At 68.3% G+C, this 18,219-nt stretch carries 18 protein-coding genes, 4 tRNA genes and 1 riboswitch; of the genes, 11 read left to right on the top strand and 11 right to left on the bottom strand.

All coding sequences use genetic code 11. The features are described 5' to 3' along the window. Together AC0662_RS09275 and AC0662_RS09270 are read left to right on the top strand one after the other, a co-directional pair. Entirely contained in the window at positions 1 to 150 is a 150-nt protein-coding gene (locus tag AC0662_RS09275) for a hypothetical protein (protein WP_478299581.1), read from the top strand. A gap of 553 nt (positions 151 to 703) precedes the next feature. Further along, entirely contained in the window at positions 704 to 877 is a 174-nt protein-coding gene (locus tag AC0662_RS09270) for a hypothetical protein (RefSeq protein WP_478299579.1), read from the top strand. A gap of 49 nt (positions 878 to 926) precedes the next feature. On the opposite strand, the gene AC0662_RS09265 is transcribed toward AC0662_RS09270, so the two are convergent. Further along, positions 927 to 1,397: a GbsR/MarR family transcriptional regulator gene (locus AC0662_RS09265; protein ID WP_452203646.1), complete on the bottom strand. Its 471-nt coding sequence runs from the start codon at positions 1,395 to 1,397 to the stop codon at positions 927 to 929. Positions 1,398 to 1,460: 63 nt separating this feature from the next. Here AC0662_RS09265 and AC0662_RS09260 point away from each other — a divergent pair, with 63 nt between their 5' ends. Further along, complete coding sequence (locus AC0662_RS09260) at positions 1,461 to 3,011, top strand: DHA2 family efflux MFS transporter permease subunit (RefSeq protein WP_478299577.1); 1,551 nt, start codon at positions 1,461 to 1,463, stop codon at positions 3,009 to 3,011. 3 nt (positions 3,012 to 3,014) lie between these two features. On the opposite strand, the gene AC0662_RS09255 is transcribed toward AC0662_RS09260, so the two are convergent. Continuing rightward, on the bottom strand, positions 3,015 to 4,481 hold the full coding sequence (locus AC0662_RS09255; RefSeq protein WP_478299575.1) for a glycine hydroxymethyltransferase: 1,467 nt from the start codon (positions 4,479 to 4,481) through the stop codon (positions 3,015 to 3,017). A gap of 26 nt (positions 4,482 to 4,507) precedes the next feature. Then, a riboswitch (ZMP/ZTP riboswitch) is annotated at positions 4,508 to 4,590 on the bottom strand. Beyond that, entirely contained in the window at positions 4,588 to 6,228 is a 1,641-nt protein-coding gene (locus AC0662_RS09250) for an acyl-CoA dehydrogenase family protein (protein WP_478299573.1), read from the bottom strand. It overlaps the preceding riboswitch by 3 nt. 63 nt (positions 6,229 to 6,291) lie before the next feature. On the opposite strand from AC0662_RS09250, the gene AC0662_RS09245 reads away from it, so the two are divergent. The 3 genes from AC0662_RS09245 to AC0662_RS09235 all read left to right on the top strand — a co-directional run bounded on the left by AC0662_RS09245 (position 6,292) and on the right by AC0662_RS09235 (position 9,518). Beyond that, the gene (locus AC0662_RS09245) at positions 6,292 to 7,539 is read left to right on the top strand and encodes a YihY/virulence factor BrkB family protein (protein ID WP_478299571.1); all 1,248 of its coding nucleotides are present in this window, start codon (positions 6,292 to 6,294) and stop codon (positions 7,537 to 7,539) included. Positions 7,540 to 7,691: 152 nt separating this feature from the next. Continuing rightward, positions 7,692 to 8,759: a ribosome small subunit-dependent GTPase A gene (gene rsgA / locus AC0662_RS09240; RefSeq protein WP_452203651.1), complete on the top strand. Its 1,068-nt coding sequence runs from the start codon at positions 7,692 to 7,694 to the stop codon at positions 8,757 to 8,759. Between the two features lie 15 nt (positions 8,760 to 8,774). Next, on the top strand, positions 8,775 to 9,518 hold the full coding sequence (locus tag AC0662_RS09235; protein WP_452203652.1) for an SDR family NAD(P)-dependent oxidoreductase: 744 nt from the start codon (positions 8,775 to 8,777) through the stop codon (positions 9,516 to 9,518). A 48-nt stretch (positions 9,519 to 9,566) separates the two neighbouring features. Here the strand turns inward: AC0662_RS09235 and AC0662_RS09230 are convergent, their stop codons facing one another. The 5 genes from AC0662_RS09230 to AC0662_RS09210 form a co-directional block, all read right to left on the bottom strand. Beyond that, complete coding sequence (locus tag AC0662_RS09230; RefSeq protein ID WP_452203653.1) at positions 9,567 to 10,106, bottom strand: GNAT family N-acetyltransferase; 540 nt, start codon at positions 10,104 to 10,106, stop codon at positions 9,567 to 9,569. Between the two features lie 545 nt (positions 10,107 to 10,651). After that, positions 10,652 to 10,723, bottom strand: a tRNA-Val gene (locus AC0662_RS09225). A gap of 47 nt (positions 10,724 to 10,770) precedes the next feature. Continuing rightward, positions 10,771 to 10,841, bottom strand: a tRNA-Cys gene (locus AC0662_RS09220). 49 nt (positions 10,842 to 10,890) lie between these two features. Then, a tRNA-Gly gene (locus AC0662_RS09215) sits at positions 10,891 to 10,963 on the bottom strand. 168 nt (positions 10,964 to 11,131) lie between these two features. After that, entirely contained in the window at positions 11,132 to 12,001 is an 870-nt protein-coding gene (locus AC0662_RS09210; RefSeq protein WP_452204925.1) for a sigma-70 family RNA polymerase sigma factor, read from the bottom strand. A gap of 102 nt (positions 12,002 to 12,103) precedes the next feature. Between AC0662_RS09210 and AC0662_RS09205 the strand changes: the two genes are divergently transcribed. Further along, entirely contained in the window at positions 12,104 to 12,544 is a 441-nt protein-coding gene (locus tag AC0662_RS09205; protein WP_452204927.1) for a pyridoxamine 5'-phosphate oxidase family protein, read from the top strand. A 46-nt stretch (positions 12,545 to 12,590) separates the two neighbouring features. Further along, positions 12,591 to 13,562 (top strand): aldo/keto reductase, encoded by a 972-nt coding sequence (locus tag AC0662_RS09200; protein ID WP_478299568.1) that lies wholly within the window; start codon positions 12,591 to 12,593, stop codon positions 13,560 to 13,562. Here the strand turns inward: AC0662_RS09200 and AC0662_RS09195 are convergent. After that, on the bottom strand, positions 13,544 to 14,470 hold the full coding sequence (locus AC0662_RS09195; RefSeq protein WP_478299566.1) for an AraC family transcriptional regulator: 927 nt from the start codon (positions 14,468 to 14,470) through the stop codon (positions 13,544 to 13,546). The genes AC0662_RS09200 and AC0662_RS09195 overlap by 19 nt on opposite strands. 75 nt (positions 14,471 to 14,545) lie before the next feature. On the opposite strand from AC0662_RS09195, the gene AC0662_RS09190 reads away from it, so the two are divergent. After that, on the top strand, positions 14,546 to 15,559 hold the full coding sequence (locus AC0662_RS09190; RefSeq protein ID WP_478299563.1) for an SDR family NAD(P)-dependent oxidoreductase: 1,014 nt from the start codon (positions 14,546 to 14,548) through the stop codon (positions 15,557 to 15,559). Between the two features lie 53 nt (positions 15,560 to 15,612). After that, positions 15,613 to 16,086, top strand: coding sequence for a hypothetical protein (locus tag AC0662_RS09185; protein ID WP_478299561.1), 474 nt, complete (start codon positions 15,613 to 15,615; stop codon positions 16,084 to 16,086). Positions 16,087 to 16,469: 383 nt separating this feature from the next. On the opposite strand, the gene AC0662_RS09180 is transcribed toward AC0662_RS09185, so the two are convergent. Then, positions 16,470 to 16,541, bottom strand: a tRNA-Val gene (locus AC0662_RS09180). 107 nt (positions 16,542 to 16,648) lie between these two features. Between AC0662_RS09180 and AC0662_RS09175 the strand changes: the two genes are divergently transcribed. Continuing rightward, positions 16,649 to 17,215: a CGNR zinc finger domain-containing protein gene (locus tag AC0662_RS09175; protein WP_452204936.1), complete on the top strand. Its 567-nt coding sequence runs from the start codon at positions 16,649 to 16,651 to the stop codon at positions 17,213 to 17,215. Between the two features lie 111 nt (positions 17,216 to 17,326). On the opposite strand, the gene AC0662_RS09170 is transcribed toward AC0662_RS09175, so the two are convergent. Continuing rightward, a complete protein-coding gene (locus AC0662_RS09170) occupies positions 17,327 to 18,145 on the bottom strand; it encodes an aminotransferase class IV (RefSeq protein WP_478299560.1) in 819 nt (272 codons plus the stop codon). Positions 18,146 to 18,219: the final 74 nt, after the last annotated feature.

Genomic DNA, 18,219 nt, shown 5'->3' with positions numbered 1-18,219 from the left:
GTGGGCGGGAGCGCCCTGGCGACGGTGTTCGCGACGTCGATGGCGGCCGCGCGGGTCAGGTTCGGTGTCGTCTCGCCGCGGGCGGTGGGGGAGCGGAGCGGCTCGGGCTTCACGAAGTCGGCGACGGCCGCCACGACCTCTGGCGTGTAGACGTCCTGCGCTGCCGCGATTGCGGATGGGCCGGTCTCCCGAGGCGGCCGGAACAGTTCCGTGAGCTCGATGCGAGCGAGTCTGACGAGCTCCTTGGCCCGCAGGATGCGGCTGCGCCGGAGGATCTGCCGCTCGCGGGTCAGCGTCGCGGTCTGCCGCCAGTTGACGTCGAACATGATCCGGCCCCGCTGAAAACCGGGGTTCGTCTCGCCGCCGGCGTACCCGCGTGCGTTGCCGTGGGTGAAGAACTCGCTGTAGAGCGCCCCGTCGTCCTCGAGTTTCAGCACGTTCCACGCCCGGTACGGATCGGTCGGTAGCTCGCCGCGTACCCAGGCCTCGTCCATCAGCGCGTGCGACGCCGTGTTCAGCGGCCGGTGGCCGACATAGTGGTACTGCGGTGGTTCGCCCCGCCGGCGCCGGTCGTACTCGGCGATGATCTGCGGCCACTCGTCGGCGGAGATCGCGCGCTAGCCGGGCCGCGAACGACGTCCGGGCGCGTAGCTCGGCCCGGGAGGTGATCGGGTGGTCGGTGCGCCCGGTCATCGTCTCGAGCTTGTCCATCACGAACGTGCCGTCGTGCGGAGCGACGCGCTCCCAGCGGGTGACCTTCAGCGACGGGCGGTTCGGGCCGCCGGTGACGGTGTTCAGTGCACGCAGCGCGGCGATGGCGGCGCGGTACAGCGGGACGCGGCGGCGCATGATGCGGGTCTCCCACGCCATGCGGTAGTCGCTGTTCAGCCACGCCGTACCGGCGAGTTGCTTCGCCGCGCGGCGATTCACCCCGGATGCTCCGCGCGCCAGTTCTTGATCATCAGGTCCATGTCGGTGTGGATGAAGGCGAAGAAGTCGGCGGCCTCGGTCAGCCGGACGCCGACGGCGGAGTCCGCGCCGAAGAGCGCGGCGCCCGAGCGGCTGGTCGACTCCCACTCGCTGAGCGCCTGGTTGCGGCGCTCCAGGATCGCGGCGAACACGTCCTCGCGGATCCGGTAGTGGTCCTTGCGGGACCCCGGCAGCCGCTCCCGCGAGATGAACGAGACCTGCAGCAGCTGGCGGACCGCACCCGAGACGGCGGGCTGGCTGATCTTCAGCCGGTCGGCGAGTTCCGCGGCGGTCATCGTGCCGTTCGGGCTGACCAGCATCGCGCCCATCACCCGCGCGGACATCGTCGGTACGCCGCTGTTCGCCAGCACCCCGGCGAACCGCTCGACGAACTGACTGATCTCTTCCGGACTCGGTGCGGACGCCATGGTTGAAGCTTACAGTAATTTGATTTATCGCAACTATCACAAACTTCTGATACTTTGCATCCCATGACCACGACCACCGACACCTCCACGCCGACGCTCACCGGCGCCCGCCGCTTCGGTGTCCTCATCGCACTCTGTCTCGCCGTCCTCGTCCTCGGCCTCGACACCACCGTGCTGAACGTCGCGCTGCCGACGCTCGCCCAGGACCTGGACGCCTCGACCAGCCAGCTGCAGTGGATGGCGAACAGCTACAACCTCGTGCTCGCCGCGCTGCTCCTGCCGGCCGGTCTGCTCGGCGACCGGTTCGGCCGCCGGAAGATCATTGCGATCGCGCTCAGCCTGTTCGGGCTCGCGTCGCTCGCCTGCGCGCTGTCCGACTCGGCCGGGGCGTTGATCGCCTCCCGGGCGTTCCTCGGGATCGGCGCCGCCATGATCGTCCCGGTCGCGCTGTCGCTGATTACCGTGCTGTTCCGCACCGAGGTGGACCGGAAGAAGGCGATCGGCTTCTTCGTCGTTGCCAACAGCATCGGTATGCCGCTCGGCCCGATCGTCGGCGGATTGCTCCTCGACCACGCCGGCTGGCAGTGGATCTTCGTGATCAACGTCCCGATCGCCTTCCTAGCCGCGCTCGCGGTGACGGTGCTCGTCCCGGAGAGCCGGAGCGCGAACCGGCCAGCGATCGACTGGCTCGGGATCCTGCTGTCCAGTGCCGGACTGGCCGCGCTCGTGTACGGCGTGACGAAGGCCGGTGAGACCTCGTGGACGAGTGGCGTGACGCTGCTGTTCCTCGCGCTGGCCGTCGTCCTGATCGCCGGGTTCCTGATCTGGCAGCGGCGGAACAGTGCGCCGTTGATCGAGCTGCGGTTGTTCCACGAGCGCGTGTTCACCGGGGGCGCCGTACTGCTGACAGTGTCGGTGTTCGCGATCTTCGGGTTGCTGTTCACGATGCCGCAGTACTTCCAGGGCATCAACGGGTCGGACGCGTTGCACACCGGGCTGAAGCTGCTGCCGTTCATCGGTGGCATGACGATCGGTGCGAAGCTCGCCGAGCCGGTGGAGGCGCGGGTCGGGACCCGGTTGGTCGTGATGGCCGGCTTCGTGGTGATGGCGGTCGGGTTCGTGCTCGGGGCCTTCACCGATCTCGGCACCGGGTACGGGTACACGGCGATCTGGTTCGTGGTGGTCGGGTTCGGCCTCGGCTGCTCGATGCCGCAGGCAATGAACGCGGCGCTCGGCGTCCTCGACCCGGAGCGGGCCGGCACCGGGTCAGGTCTGCTGCAGGCCTTCCGGCAGGTCGGTGGCACGGTCGGCGTCGCCGTCCTCGGGACCGTGCTGAACTCGGTCTACCGCACCAACGTCGACACCACAGGACTCCCGGCGCAGGCTGCTGATGCGGTGCAGAAGAGTCTCGGCGGTGGGCTTGCAGTCGCGACCAAGACTGGCTCCGCGGGGCTGCTGAACGACGTACGCGATGCCTTCATGACCAGCTTGAACACCACGATGTGGGTGTCCGGCGGGATCGCAGTCGTCGGCGCGATTCTCGCCGCCGTACTGATGCCGAAGAGAGCTGCCCGCCCTCAGCAGAGCGAGAGCGGGCAGGCAGTCATCAGTTGAGGGTCAGTTGAGCTCGAGGCCCGGGTACAGCGGGAACTTGTCGAGCATCTCGGCCGAGGCGGCCTTGGTCTTGTCGGCGACCCCGTCGGCCAGCACGTACTTCGCCTTCGACGGAGCACCGGCGGCCGTGGTGGTCGGCGTGGTCGCGGACAGCACGTCCACGATCAGCTCGGCCACCCGGTCGAACTCGTCGCCGCCGAACCCGCGGGTGGTGAGCGCCGGCGTACCGATCCGGACGCCGGAGGTGTACCAGGCGCCGTTCGGGTCCCGCGGTACGGCGTTCCGGTTGGTCACGATGCCCGCGTCGAGCAGCGCCGACTCGGCCTGCCGGCCGGTGATGCCGTACGACGAGACGTCCAGCAGCACCAGGTGGTTCTCGGTCCCGTCGGTCACCAGCTTCACGCCGCGCTTCATCAGCCCCTCGGCCAGCGTGACCGCGTTGTCGGCGACCGCCTGCGCGTACTGCTGGAACGCGGGCTGCCGCGCTTCGGCCAGCGCGACCGCCTTCGCGGCCATCGTCTGGCTGAGCGGACCACCGAGGACCATCGGGCAGCCGCGGTCGACGGACTCGGCGTACTCCGGCTGGCAGAGCACCATGCCGCCGCGCGGGCCGCGCAGCGACTTGTGCGTGGTCGTGGTGGTGACGTGCGCGTGCGGGATCGGGTCGAAGTCGTCGGTGAAGACCTTGCCCGCGACCAGACCGGCGAAGTGCGCCATGTCGACCATCAGCGTGGCGCCGACCTCGTCCGCGATCTCGCGCATCTTCGCGAAGTTCACCTTGCGCGGGTACGCCGAGTAGCCGGCGATCAGGATCAGCGGCTTGAACTCACGCGCCGCCGCGGCGACCGCGTCGTAGTCGAGCAGACCGGTCTCCGGGTCGGTGCCGTACGAGTGCTGGTTGAACATCTTGCCGGAGATGTTCGGCCGGAACCCGTGCGTGAGGTGACCGCCGGCGTCCAGCGACATACCGAGCATCTTCTGGTCGCCGAGCGCCTTGCGGAGCTTGGTCCAGTCCTCGTCGGTCAGGTCGTTGACGTGCTTCGCGCCCGCCTCGGCCAGCGCCGGGGACTCGATCCGCTGCGCCAGGATCGCCCAGAAGGCGACCAGGTTCGCGTCGATGCCGGAGTGCGGCTGGACGTACGCGTGCGGTGCGCCGAACAGCGCCGTCGCGTGATCCGCGGCGGTCTGCTCGACGGTGTCGACGTTCTGGCAGCCCGCGTAGAAGCGGTGCCCGATGGTGCCCTCGGCGTACTTGTCCGACAGCCAGTTGCCCATCGTCAGCAAGGTGGCGGGGGAGGCGTAGTTCTCGCTCGCGATCAGCTTCAGCGAGGAGCGCTGGTCGGCCAGCTCGGACCGGATCGCGCCGGCGATGGTCGGCTCGACCGCGGCGATCACCTGCAGCGCGTTGTTGTACGCTGCCGACGCGGCGGCGGCGTCGAAGGACGCGGTGTTGTCGGTGGGTTGAGGCATCGTTGTCTCTCCTGCTTGCAGTGGGTCGAAGGCACCCAGGCGCACGGTGCCGACGGGTTTCGCTCCCCGGTGGTTCTCCACCTTCAGCGCGCCAGTCGCGACGCGTTCACCCTATCGCGCGCGTGACGATCTGCTCGAACGGCGTCGTCCGCGGCAACGTGCCGAACACACCACCCCAGTCGTTGGCCAGCCGCGCCGCGACGAACGCGTCCGCGACCGCGGGTGTCGAGTGCCGGATCAGCAGCGAAGCCTGCAGGCACAGCGCCATCTGGGCGGCCAGCCGACGTGCACCGGCTTCGGCGTTCTCGAGGTCGGCAAGCGCTTGCAGCACGTCGTTCACCGCCGCGTCCAGCCGCGCGTCGGCTCCTTGCGCGGCGCCGACCTCGAGCAGCCAGGCGTCGAACGACTCGGGCCGGCGGAGCGCCCGCAGTACGTCGAGCGCGTTGACGTTGCCCGAACCCTCCCAGATGGAGTTGAGCGGCGACTCCCGATAGAGCAGCGGGAGGCCCGACTCCTCGACGTACCCGTTGCCGCCGAGGCACTCGAGCGCCTCGGCCACCATGAACGGCGTCCGCTTGCACACCCAGAACTTCGCCAACGGCAACGCGATCCGCCGGAAGGCGCGCTCCTGCTCGTCGCCGCCGAGAGAAGCATCGACTGCCGCGGCGAGACGCATGCCGAGCGCTGTGGCTGCTTCGCTCTCGATCGCCAGGTCCGCGAGCACGTTCTGCATCGCGGGTTTGTCGGCGAGCAACCCACCGAACGCACTCCGGTGCTGCGTGTGCCAAATCGCCTCGACGAGCGCCCGCCGCTGGAGCGCGGACGAGCCGAGTACGCAGTCCAGCCGGGTCGCCGCGACCATCTCGATGATCGTCCGGACACCGGCACCCTCGTCACCCAGGCGGTACCCGACGGTGCCGTGAAGCTCGACCTCGCTGGACGCGTTCGACCGGTTGCCGAGCTTGTCCTTGAGCCGCTGCAGCGCGAACGGGTTCCGGTTGCCGTCGGCAAGAACCCGCGGTACGACGAAGCAGCTCAGCCCCTCAGGCGCCTGGGCGAGCACCAGGAAGACGTCCACCTGCGGCGCCGAGCAGAACCACTTGTGCCCGTTGAGCTGATACTCGCCGTCGGCACCGGTCGGCGTCGCGGTCGTCAGGTTCGCCCGGACGTCCGAGCCGCCCTGCTTCTCGGTCATCCCCATCCCGGCGAGTACGCCGTTCTTCTCCGCCGCGGGCAGGCGCCGTACGTCGTACTCGGTCGAGGCGAGCTGCGGGATCCACTCCTTCGCGAGCCGCTCGTCGGCCTTGAGCGCGGGCACCGCGGCGTACGTCATCGAGATCGGGCAGCCGTGGCCCGGCTCGACCTGGGACCACAGGTAGAACCCGGCGGCCCGGGTCAGGTGCGGGGACGGGCGCTCGCTGGTCCACGCCGCGGCCTGCAGGCCGAAACCGACGGCCCGCTCCATCAGCCAGTGCCACGCGGGGTGGAAATCGACCTCGTCGACGCGGTGGCCGTAGCGGTCGTGGGTGCGCAGGACCGGCGGGTTCTGATTTGCCGGGAGGGCGAGCGCGAGGGCCTCCTCGGAGCCTGCGAGCTCGCCGATTCGGTGCAGACCGGGGTCAGCGGCGAGGTCCGCCGCGGGACCGGCGTACGGACGCAGAGCGTCACCAAGTGCCGTGTCGCGGGTGAAGAAGTTCACGCCCCGCAGTGGGGGAGCCTGGTTCGTTACCGCGAATGGGTCCGCCATGTCAGTACGGTAAGCGGTATGGCACGTTCTGGGGCAGGACCCGCGAGAGGGAGCTTCCTCTCCTTGACATGGGTTCGCAGGATCCCCGCGACGACCTGGAAGCTGCTCACCCAGACCATCGGAGTCTGTCTGCGCTACCGGGTCACCGGTCTCGCGGCCGAGGGGGCGTTCTTCGCGATCCTCTCGCTGCCGCCACTGATCTTCGGGCTCGCCGGATCGCTCGGTTACATCGCGAGCAAGTGGTTCGAGGTCGAGACGATCAACGACATCAAGCAGCAGATCGTCGATCTGGCCGCCCGGGCGCTGACCGACGACTCGATCAAGAACGTGATCGCGCCGACGCTCGACCAGGTGCTGAACGGCGGCCGGCCGGACGTGATCTCGATCGGTTTCGTGCTGGCGCTGTGGTCCGGCAGCCGCGCGCTGAACGTCTTCGTCGACACCATCACGATCATGTACGGGATGGGCGGCAAGCGCGGCATCGTCCGCACCCGCGCGCTGTCCTTCAGCCTGTACTGCGCCGCGCTGATCATCGGCGTGATCGTCCTGCCGCTGGTGCTGGCCGGACCGAACGCGGTCGATGCCTTGTTGCCGCACCGGCTGGACTTCCTGAACCAGCTGTACTGGCCGGTGGTCACGATCCTGTCCGCGGGCTTCCTGAACACGCTGTACCACCTGTCGGTGCCGATCCGGACGCCGTGGGTGTCCGACCTGCCCGGGTCCTTCCTGGCGCTGTCGATCTGGATCCTCGGCAGCTTCGTGCTCCGCTGGATCCTGCAGAGCACGGTCGGCGGTACGTCGATCTACGGGCCGCTGGCCGCGCCGATCGCCGTACTGATGTGGCTGTACATGACCGCGATCGCTGTGCTGATCGGTGCTGCCTTGAACGCGGTCGTGGACCGGCTGTGGCCGCACAAGGCGCATGTCGCTGAGGTGAAGGCTGCAGCTGGGGCGGAGGAGGACGCCGAGGTCGAGCCGGTGATGAGGGCCGAGCCGGAGCGGCACCACGAGCACTCGCACTCGCTGACGCCGGTCGAGTCCGACGAGCGGCCGGAGGCGGAGGCGGCTCGCAAGATCGAGAAGCTCTCGGAGCCGAGACCGCAGCCCGCGCCGAAGTCTGCGCCGAAGCCTGAAGCGGAGCCTGCGCGGAAGCCTGAGGTTGAGCCCGCACCGAAGCCCGCTCCTAAGCCTGCTCCTAAGCCTGCTGCGGAGGCCAAGGCGCCTGCGGTGGAGCCGGAGCCCAATGGAGAGCGGAAGCGGGCGTCGGTCGGAAAATCCGGTGCGCAGAGTGAGACCGACGACCTAGGCTGACGGCATCGCGAAACACGGTCCTGGCTGGACCGCAAGGACTGGAAGGGAGGCAACCCGCCATGAGCTATGAACTGGCCCGACGGGCCGTTGTCTCCCACCTCGTCCGTCCGCTGAGCTGATCTCGCGGCCGGACCCTCCGAAAGGTTCGCCGCATGTCAGCCACACTCCAGGCCCTGGGACTCGACAGCTCCACGGCCGAACTTCTGCAGTCTGTCCCGGACGAACTGGTCCCGGGACGGGTCGCCCGGGTCGACAAAGGCCTGGCGACCGTTTTCACCGCGGACGGGCCGGTCCGCGCCGGCTGGTCCGGTGCACTGCTCGCCGCGATCGCAGCCGACCCTCAGGCCGGCCCGTGCACCGGGGACTGGGTAGTACTGCGGTTCTGGCCCGACGACCGCATCACGGTCGAGTCGGTGCTGCCACGCCGTACGTCGATCATCCGGGCCGAGGTCGGCGGGTCGTCGCGTGGACAGGTGCTCGCGGCAAACGTCGACGTGATCGCCATCGTCGTCGGACTGGTCCCGGAGCCGAACATCGTCCGCATCGAGCGCTTCATGGCGCTGGCGTGGGAGAGCGGCGCGCGCCCGGTCGTCGTACTCACGAAATCCGACCTGGTCACCGACGCCGAGCTCGTAGCCGAGGACGTGGCGGGTGCCGCGCCCGGTGCCGACGTACTGGTGTGCAGTGCGACCACTGGCGCCGGCCTGGACGACGTACGCGCGTTGCTGGACGGGGACGCGACGCTGGCGTTGCTGGGGTCCAGTGGGGCGGGCAAGTCGTCACTGGTGAACGCACTGGCCGGCGTCGAGCTGCTGGACGTGCAGGACATCCGGGAGGACGGCAAGGGCCGTCATACGTCGGTACGGCGCGAGCTGATCGTGCTGCCGAGTGGTGGGGTCGTCGTCGACACGCCTGGGCTGCGGGGGATCGGTCTGCAGGAGTCCGGGGAGGGGCTGGCCGCGGCGTTCCCGGACATCACGGAGCTGGCCGAGCAGTGCAAGTTCAAGGACTGCTCCCACGTGATGGAGCCGGACTGCGCGGTACGGGCGGCTCTCGACGACGGCTCGTTGCCGTACCGGCGCTATGACAGCTGGGTGAAGCTGCAGCGCGAGGCGGCGTACATGGCTCGTCGTGCGGACGCGCGGGTGCGTGCGCAGGCGAAGAAGGACTGGGTGCGGGCCAGCAAGTCGTACCGCAGGGACATCAAGCCGCGGCCGTAGTGAAAGGATCGGGGCATGGATCGTGCAGTCCTGATCACAGGCGCTTCCAGAGGAATCGGTGCGGCGACCGCTCACGCGTTTGCCGCCGCCGGAGACCGGGTGGCCGTCCACTACAGCTCGTCGCCGGACGCCGCGGCCCAGGTGGTGAAAGAGCTGCCGGGGGAGGGACACGTCGCCGTACAGGCCGATCTGGCTGATCCGGACGCGATCGAGTCGATGGTGTCTGACGCCGCAGCGGCGCTGGGTGGCATCGACGTACTGGTGAACAACGCGGGGGTGTATCACCCGCACCGCATCCGCGAGACGACGTACGCCGAGTGGCAGCAGGCGTGGGCGGACACGCTCGCGGTGAACCTCGTCGGCCCGTCCAACGTCACGTGGTGCGCGGTCCGGCACATGGGCCGCGGCGGCCGGATCGTCAACGTGTCGTCCCGCGGCGCCTTCCGCGGCGAGCCGAACCAGCCGGCGTACGGCGCGTCGAAGGCCGCGATCGTCTCGTTCACCCAGTCCCTGGCCCGCGCGCTGGGCCCGGAAGGTATCGCGGTCACCGCGATCGCGCCGGGCTGGACCGTCACCGATATGGCCGCGGTGAACCTCGCAGGCGAAGGCTACGACCGACGCCGCCTGGAGAGCCCGCTGGAACGAGTGGCCGATCCGTCGGAGGTCGGGGCGGCAATCCTGTACCTGGCCTCGGCCGAGGCCGAGTTCGCCACCGGCACAGTCCTCGACTTCAACGGCGGCTCGTACCTACGCATGTAACGCGGTCACCTACCCGCCGGGGGCCTGGTCGCAGCTGCCCGGCGCCTCTCACGCCACCGGTTGGCTCGGGCGTCGCAAGCCGAGCCACTGCTCGGCGCCCCACGCCTGAAACCGCTCCACCTCAACGAACCCCAGCTTCGCGGCGAGCCGCATCGAGGCGACGTTAGCGGTCTGGGTGAAGAGCACCACCGGCTCGTCAGGAAGCACGTCGTCGAACCAGTCGAGCACCGCCGCGCAGGCCTCAGCGGCGTACCCGAATCCCCAGGCCCGCGGCAGAAACAAATACCCGAGATCGACCTTCCCGACAGCCGCCGGCCGCCGCTGCCCAGTCGCCCTCTTGAGCAGAACCTGGCCGATCATCTCCCCGTCGAGCTCAACCACAAAGCTCCCCGGCCACTCCTCAGGCACCGCAGGCAGTTCCCGCTCGAGCTCATCCCGCCCCCGAGGCCCGCCGAGATACTCATGCACCTCCGCCGACCCCAACAACTCAACAAACCCCGCCCGATCCCGCCCCTCAGCCCCCCGAACCACCAACCGCTCAGTCCGAACCACCCCAGGCGGCCAAGCCACCCCACCAACCCCATCCATCCCCCCACCCAACCACACCCCACCGAGCAGTCACCCGCGCCGTTCCCTCCCCGCCCCGACGCGTTTGGGGAGGATTACCCTCCCGAATCGGCCAGTCATCCTCCCCAACCCGGCGCGACCAGCGGGGTGACGGACGGCGGGATCTCACAGCTACCCGAACGCCGACCAGTTCCCGAATCCCCAGGCCATCACAATCCGTCTCCCGAGCCCCCGTCAACGCTCAGGCCGGCCGACCACGGCCGATTATGATGGCCTGCAGATCCACTCCACAGGCAACCCGACCCGAGCAGTCCCACAGGCCGCGGCGAGCAACCCCAACCAGGTAATCGACCGCGACGAGAAACCCACGCCGGTCAGCCAACGGCGGCGAGGAACCCCAAGCGGTCAGACGACTGCGGCGGCCGACCACGGAGCCGAGCGAAGCGAAGGCGCCAGGGGGTGCGGGTGGCGGAGCCCCCGCTTGCGGCGAGCGGAGCGCTGCCGCACAAATGACGAAGGCGAGGTGGCCTGCGCGTTTCGCAGGCACACCTCGCCTCTCGGCTTCGTGGACGATACTGGGATCGAACCAGTGACCTCTTCCGTGTCAGGGAAGCGCGCTACCGCTGCGCCAATCGTCCAAGAAAACCATCCGTCCGGGAAACTCCCGAACCGACCGTGGTTCTCGAGGTGGAGACGGGATTCGAACCCGTGTACACGGCTTTGCAGGCCGTTGCCTCGCCTCTCGGCCACTCCACCACTGAGGCTGTTCGACATCTGAGGACGGTGGCCTGCCGAACCCTCTCCGAGCGGACGACCGGGTTCGAACCGGCGACCTCAACCTTGGCAAGGTTGCGCTCTACCAACTGAGCTACGTCCGCGCTTCGCTTCGAGCGTTTCCACTCGGTGCGAGAGCAGAACAGTAGCGCACTTTCCGCCCGGACAAAAACCGGATTCCGCAGCGTCGCGGCCCGGGTGCGGCGAGCGTGAACGGCACCCCATTCGTCACACCAGCCCCACGGATCCTGTCCACTCGCCACGCCGTCCGGTCATCCCTTCAAGGTCACCAGATCAACACTTTCGAGGTACTCCGGATCACCCCGGAGATCGAGCGCGGCGACACGCCCGTCGACGACCGTGAAAGAGAACACAACGAGTGGTTCGCCGCGCCGCATCCACACCAGGCCAGGCATTCCGTCGACGAGTACGAGTTTCGCCGCGGCCGCCCGTCCGGAGAATTCCTGCGCCACCGCTGCCGCCCCCGCGAGCGTCGATTCCGTCCCGTAGGCCGCCGCCCCCGCGTCCGCGCGCACGACCACCTCGGGATCCAGTACTTCGAGCAACGCCGTGAAGTCCGCCCCGCGCGCCGCGGCGAGGAACGCGGTCACGACTTCTTTCTGCCGGAGTACGTCGACGTCGGTCGGTTCCGGCGTACCCCGGACCCTTCGTCGTGCCCGGCTGGCGATCTGCCGCGCGGCCGCCGGTGACTTCCCGATGATCGGAGCGATGTCCTCGAACGGTACGGCGAACAGGTCGTGCAGCACGAAGGCGAGCCGCTCGGCCGGCGACAGCGTCTCGAGGACGACGAGCAGCGCGAGACCGACCGAGTCGGCCTGCACCGCTTCGAGTTCGGGATCCGGTACGTCGTCGTCCGCAAGCGCCGGCGAGTGTTCGCCGACGGGCAGTTCGGGCCGGCCGCGGCGGGTTCGCAGCATGTCGAGGCAGATCCGCCCGACGACGGTGGTGAGCCAGCCGCCGAGGTTGTCGATCGTCGCGGAGTCGCTGCGGCTGAGCCGGATCCAACTCTCCTGGACCGCGTCCTCGGCCTCCAGTTCGGAGCCCAGGATCCGGTACGCGACGGCCCGCAGGCGGTCCCGGTTCTCCTCGAACCGTGTTGCGAGCCAGTCGTCCCCGGCCATTCGAACCACATCCTTCACCTGTCACACTGACCGGCCCAGTGCCGTCATGCGCATGACGGAGTACGTGAAGAAGATGTGACAGCAGATCCCGAGGAGCATGTGATGACGGCACCAGCCCGGTCGTTGCCGGACCGCAAGCAGGACACTCTGAACCGCCTGGAGCACGACGTGGACGCCTGGGTGTCCACAGCGTCACTGGACGGTACGCCGTACCTCATGCCGCTCTCGTTCCTCTGGAGCGACGGGACTTTCCTGCTGTCGACGGCCCGGACCAATCCGACCGGTCGTAACCTGCACGCCAACCCGGTGGTGCAGTTGACGCTGGGCGAGGTTCGCGACGTGATTCATGTGACCGGCACGGTCGAGGTCGTCGACCCGAGTGACGCCGAGGGGGAGGCGTTCGCAGCGAAGTCGGGCTTCGACCCGCGTCCGTTGGAGAACTACCTGTTCTTCCGTGTCACGCCGACCCGGATCCAGGCGTGGCGTGAGGTCAACGAGCTGAAGGACCGCGTGCTGATGGAAAACGGCGCCTGGCTGATCTGAGGCTTCCCTTGACTTCGAGTGCGGTCTAGAAGGCAGGGTGGGGTGCATGTTGTCTCGAACGATCGGAAACTGCCGGACCGTCAGCGCGCTCTGCCTGGGCGCCATGAACTTCGGATCGTCGACGCCACCCGACACCGCGTTCGCGATCCTCGACCGGTTCGTCGAGGCGGGTGGGACGTTCATCGACACCTCGAACAACTACAACCAGTGGCTCGGGCATGGTGGTGAGAGCGAGGAACTGCTCGGACGCTGGATGCAGTCCCCCGGCAACCGCGACGACCTGGTGATCGCGACGAAGTGCGGTGCGCGGACGACGGTGCCTGGTGATCCCAGCGATGCCCAGTGGGAAGGGCTGAGCGCCTCCGCTGTCGGTGAGGCAGTCAAGGGCAGTCTGGGTCGGCTCGGTGTTGACCGGATCGACTTGTACTACGCGCACATCGACGACCGCAGTACTCCGTTGGAGGAGACAGTCGCCGCATTCGGTCAGCTGGCGGCGGAGGGGGTCGTTGACGTTATCGGGTGCAGTAATACCGCGGCGTGGCGTCTCGACCGGGCTCGACAGACCGCAGCTGCTCAGGGCGTCGCGCAGTACTCCGTCATTCAGCAGCACTCGACATACCTGTGGCCGAACCCGCCGTCGTTGCAGGGGGTTCGTCGTCTGGGCACACCGCATCTTCAGCATGCGGGGATCGAGCACTTCGACTATCTGGAAGAGCATCCCGACGTGACGCTCGTTGCCTACCAGTCACTGCTGGCCGGCTCGTACAGTCGGCCTGACCGGCCTTTCTGGGCTGAGCGTGGTTATGCGCATCCGACGGCGTACGTCCGGTTCGAGGCACTGCGGCAGGCTGCGCGTGAGCTTGGTGCGACGACGAACCAGGTAGTACTCGCGTGGCAGCTGCAGCATGGCGTCGTACCGCTTGTTGGTGCGTCCTCCGTTGCGCAGCTCGACGAGGCGCTGGGTGCTGTCGAGCTGGAGCTCGATGCGCAACTGGTCGCTCAGTTGGATAACGCCTGAGTGCGTGCCTTGGTGCGGTAGCGCAATGGTGACTCGCCGACTTCGCGTTTGAACGCCGTACTGAATGCGCTCTCGGAGGCGTAGCCCAGCTCGGAGGCGAGGGAGCCGACGCTGACGTCGCCGTCGCGGAGGGCGCGTTGGGCGAGCATCATCCGCCACCGGTTCAGGTACGCACGCGGCGGCATGCCGGCGACCTCGCGGAAGCGTTCCGCGAAGGCTGTGCGGGACATCGCGGTGGCGCGGGCGAGTTCGTTGAGTCCCCAGAGCCGGTCGGGTTGTGAGTGCATCAGGGTGAGGGCCGGGCGCAGTCGCTCGTCGGTGAGTACGTGCAGCCAGCCCGAGGGGAGCGCGGCTTGATCGACATACGCGCGGAGTACCTCGAGGGCGAGTAGTTGGGCGTGCTGCCGGATCGCGAAGGCCGAGCCCATCCGGTGACCGGCCACCTCGTCGAAGAGCCGGTGGATGCTGCCGCGGAGGTTGGCGCCGGTGGTGCTGGAGGCCCGCACGTGCGCTACCGGGGGCAAGGCCTCGGCCAGCAGGGCCCGGCCGGCTTCGTTGAGGTCGATCCGGCCGCCGAGGACGATGTCGTGCGTCGTCCAGTCGGCGCCGGTCAGCGTGGCGTCACTCTCGATCGGCACGACTTCCTGGACGGGTCCGTCGCCGGTGCCGCCGGAGAGCTCCACCCGCGAGCGGTTGTTCAGGATCGCGACGTCGCCCGGAAGAAGTTCGATCGGGGCGTCGACACCGTCGGTGACCAGGCAGGCGCGGCCACTGACCACCGCCAAGAACTTGAACGTCTCCGCGAGCTCGGCTCGCGCCACCCACGGTCCGCGGACGGCGAACCCGCCCGACACCAGCCCGCGGACCTCCACGAGCTCGAACACCTCGGATAGCTGATCGTCACCCATGACTCTGTACTCTCGCGAAGAAAATATGGACGGATACTTATTCAGAGTACGCCGCTCGCGCAGCAGAGTGGAGGCATGACCCAGAACAAACAAACCCCCATCGGTACTGGCTTCAGCGCGGCGTCGACCACCGACGACGTACTCGCAGACATCGATCTGACCGGCAAGAACACGATCGTGACCGGCGGCCACCGCGGCCTCGGCCTGGAGACGACCCGCGCCCTCAGCAAGGCCGGCGCCACCGTCACTGTCGCGGTCCGCAACCCAGACGGCGCAGCCGCGGCGCTTGAGGGCATCGACGGCGTCGAGACCAGCCAGCTCGATCTGCTCGACCCCAAGTCCATCGACGACTTCGCCGACCGCTATCTCGCGACCGGACGCCCGCTGCACATCCTGATCAACAACGCCGGCATCATGGCCGGCCCGCTGCACCGCGACGCCCGTGGGTACGAGTCGCAGTTCGCCACGAACCACCTGGGTCACTTCCAGCTCACCCTGGGGCTGCTCCCGGCCCTGCAGGCGGCACACGGCGCCCGCGTCGTCAACGTGACCTCCGGCGGTCACCGGCTCTCCGACATCCGCTGGGAAGACCCGCACTTCACCCACGATTACGACCCGCTACTCGCCTACGGCCAGTCGAAAACCGCCAACGTCCTGTTCGCGGTGGAGATCGAACGGCGCTGGTCGCAGTACGACATCCACGCCTTCGCCGCACACCCCGGCATCGTCATCACCACCAACCTCGGCCCCCACCTGCCCGAAGGCGAAACCCGAACCCCCTGGCTGTCCACAGAGTCCCTCCACGCCATGGGCCTAACCGATGACCAAGGCAACCAAATCCTCGACCCCACCCACGAACGCAAAACCGCCCGGCAAGGCGCCAGTACGTCCGTCTTCGGAGCCACCAACCCCCAACTAGACGCCCACGGCGGCACCTACCTGAAAGACAACGAGATCTCCCCGCTCGACCCCACCACAGAAACGAACTTCCACGACCAGAACGTCCGCTCCGACGTAGTACCCCATGCAGTAGACGCGAACTCCGCAGAACGCCTCTGGACCCTGAGCGAACAACTCATCAAGCACTGACGCTCGCTAAGGTCACGAGGTACTCGACCCCAACCTCCCGGAGACGCTCGGTCATGACTGATGCACCGCCATACTTCCAATTGGCCGCGGCCCGCCTCTACCAACCAGACGCCGTACTGGCTGAACGTCTCCCCGGAGGCACGGGGGAGCTGGCCGCCTACATCAAGACCCTGGTGTGGGTAGGCACCGAGTATTTCAGCCACTACGCCGGCGCCTTCGGCTCCCTGGGCCTCCTAGTAGCCGTAGGCATCAAGCCCTCCGGCCATACCCGAATCTGGTGCGACCCAATAGCCGGCACCCTCCCCACGGACGTCGCCTCCACCTTCGCAGATCTCCTCACCGGCGCCGGCGCCAACGGCCGCCCCCAGGTAACCGCCCCTGTCGCCCTAGCCCTGGAAACCCACCTGGGCAACGGCCCGAGTTCCCCGTTCCCCGAAATCCCCGCCACCTGGCAGTCCGCCGCCCAGTCCGCCCCGAGCCCCCTAACCATCCCCGACGACCTCTTCAAACTCATCTGGCCCAACTAGCCGACCCACGACGAGCAACCCCCGCGGGTCAGCCAACTGTGGCGCTCAACCACGAAGCGAAGACACACTCGACCACGACGAGCAATCCGTGCGGGTCAGCCGGCCGCGGCGCTCAGCCAGGGAGCCGAGCGAAGCGACGGCCCACCTGACCGTGGCGAGCAACGCCAACTGTTCAGCCGACCGCGGCGCTCAGCCAGGGAGCCGAGCGAAGCGAAGGCCCCGCACCCGACCGCGGCGAGCAACCGGGGAGCCGAGCGAAGCGAAGGCGCGAGGGGGTGCGGGTGGCGGAGCCCCCGCTGGCGGCGAGCGAAGCGCTGCCGCACGAAATGACGAAGGCGACCCGGTCCGCGCTTTCCGCGGACACGAGTCGCCTGTCGACTGCGTGGGCGATACTGGGTTCGAACCAGTGACCTCTTCGGTGTGAACGAAGCGCGCTACCACTGCGCCAATCGCCCGGGGTGTTGCTGGTGTTGCGGGTGAAACCATAGCGCATGATTCAGCCCCGATCTAATCGAGCCGGGCTACTCTTGCTGCAGGACGGAGATCCCGTCGCGTTGGAGACGTGATTGTGACTTTCTCGCACGACACCGAGCAGGCGCTCGGGACGCTGGTCCGGCTCGTGAACACGATGCCCGGGCCGAACAGCCAGGTCGACTCACTGGAGGCGATGGAGGAGCTGGAGAAGTTCGTCCAAGAACGCGAGTTCAGCGCGGTCGGCACGCTGACCGACAAGGATCTGACCGAGGTCCGGGATCTGCGGCCGGTGTTCGCGCCTGTCTTCACCACGGATTCTGATGCGTCGGCGGCGACGATGATCAACGCGATCATCGCCCGGGGTACGTCGACTCCGCGGCTGACGAATCATGACGGGCACCCGTGGCACATCCACTATTCGCGGGCGGGTGCGTCGATTGCGTGCCGGATCACGGTGGAGTGTGGGATTGCGCTGGCCCAGGTGATCTCGGCCGGCGAGCGGGAACGTCTGCGGCGCTGCGAGGCCCCGGATTGTGACGACGCCTTGATCGACCTGTCCCGGAACCGTTCGAAGCGGTACTGCGACGCGCGCACCTGCGGCAATCGGCTGCACGTCGCGGCGTACCGCGAACGGCGTAAGGCGTCGGGCGAGTAGTTCCGCGGACCTGCGCCACTCACCAAACGCACCGCAATCGCCCGGTCGCCGTGTGGCGGCCGGGCGATCGGCCTGTGGCCGGCGGGTTGGTGAGTGGCTGGTGTCCGGCGGTCAGGGGTTGAGGTCCTGCGCGGAGCGTTCCGCGAAGATCTTCGCGACCTGCGCCGTGATCGTGCCGGGGGCGGGGAGCTCCCGGTCGTCGACACGCTGAATGGCCTGCACATCACGCGTTGTTGATGTGAGGAAGATCTCTTCCGCCAGGAACAGCTGCTCCAGCGGTACGTCGCGCTCGACGCCGCCGAACCATTCGAGGACGAGCGCCCGCGTGATCCCGGCCAGCGCGCCGGACGCGAGGGTCGGTGTGACGAGCTCACCGTCGTACACGCAGAAGATGTTCGCGCCGGTGCCTTCGCTGAGGTTGCCGACGGTGTTGGCGAAGATCGCTTCGCTGCCGCCGCGTTCCTTCGCGTAGGCGAGGGCGCGGACGTTCTCGGCGTACGACGTGGTCTTCAGGCCGGCGACCGCGCTGCGCTCGTTGCGGACCCACGGGACGGTGACGATCGCTGACGTGGGGGACGGGCGGGTGATCTCCTGCGTCGCGATCAGGACCGTCGGGCCCGACGTACCGCGATCGGACGACAGCGGCGAGACACCGCCGGTGTACGTGATCCGCAGCCGGCCGAACGGGATCCCGGGATCGGCCGCGACCACGGCCTCGATCCCGCCCTCGATCGCCGCGGTGTCCGGGGTGGGGAGACCGAGCCCGACCGCCGAACGGACCAGCCGCTCGAGGTGCCGGTGGACGGCGAACGGCCGGCCGTTCTCGATCTTGATCGTCTCGAAGACGCCGTCGCCCGTAGTCAGTCCGTGGTCCAGCGGCGAGACCGTCGCCGCGTCGTCCAGCACGGCGCCGTTGAGCCAGATACGCATGTCGTGCTCCTTCCTCACAACACCTTAGTGCGCAGGCGATCCGGGTCCGCGAGGCAGTCCGGAGGTGACCAGTT

This window comes from Kribbella sp. NPDC043289, from assembly GCF_056436705.1.
Note: the sequence above shows the minus strand (reverse complement) of the source record. Positions and strands in the feature narration are given on the sequence as shown.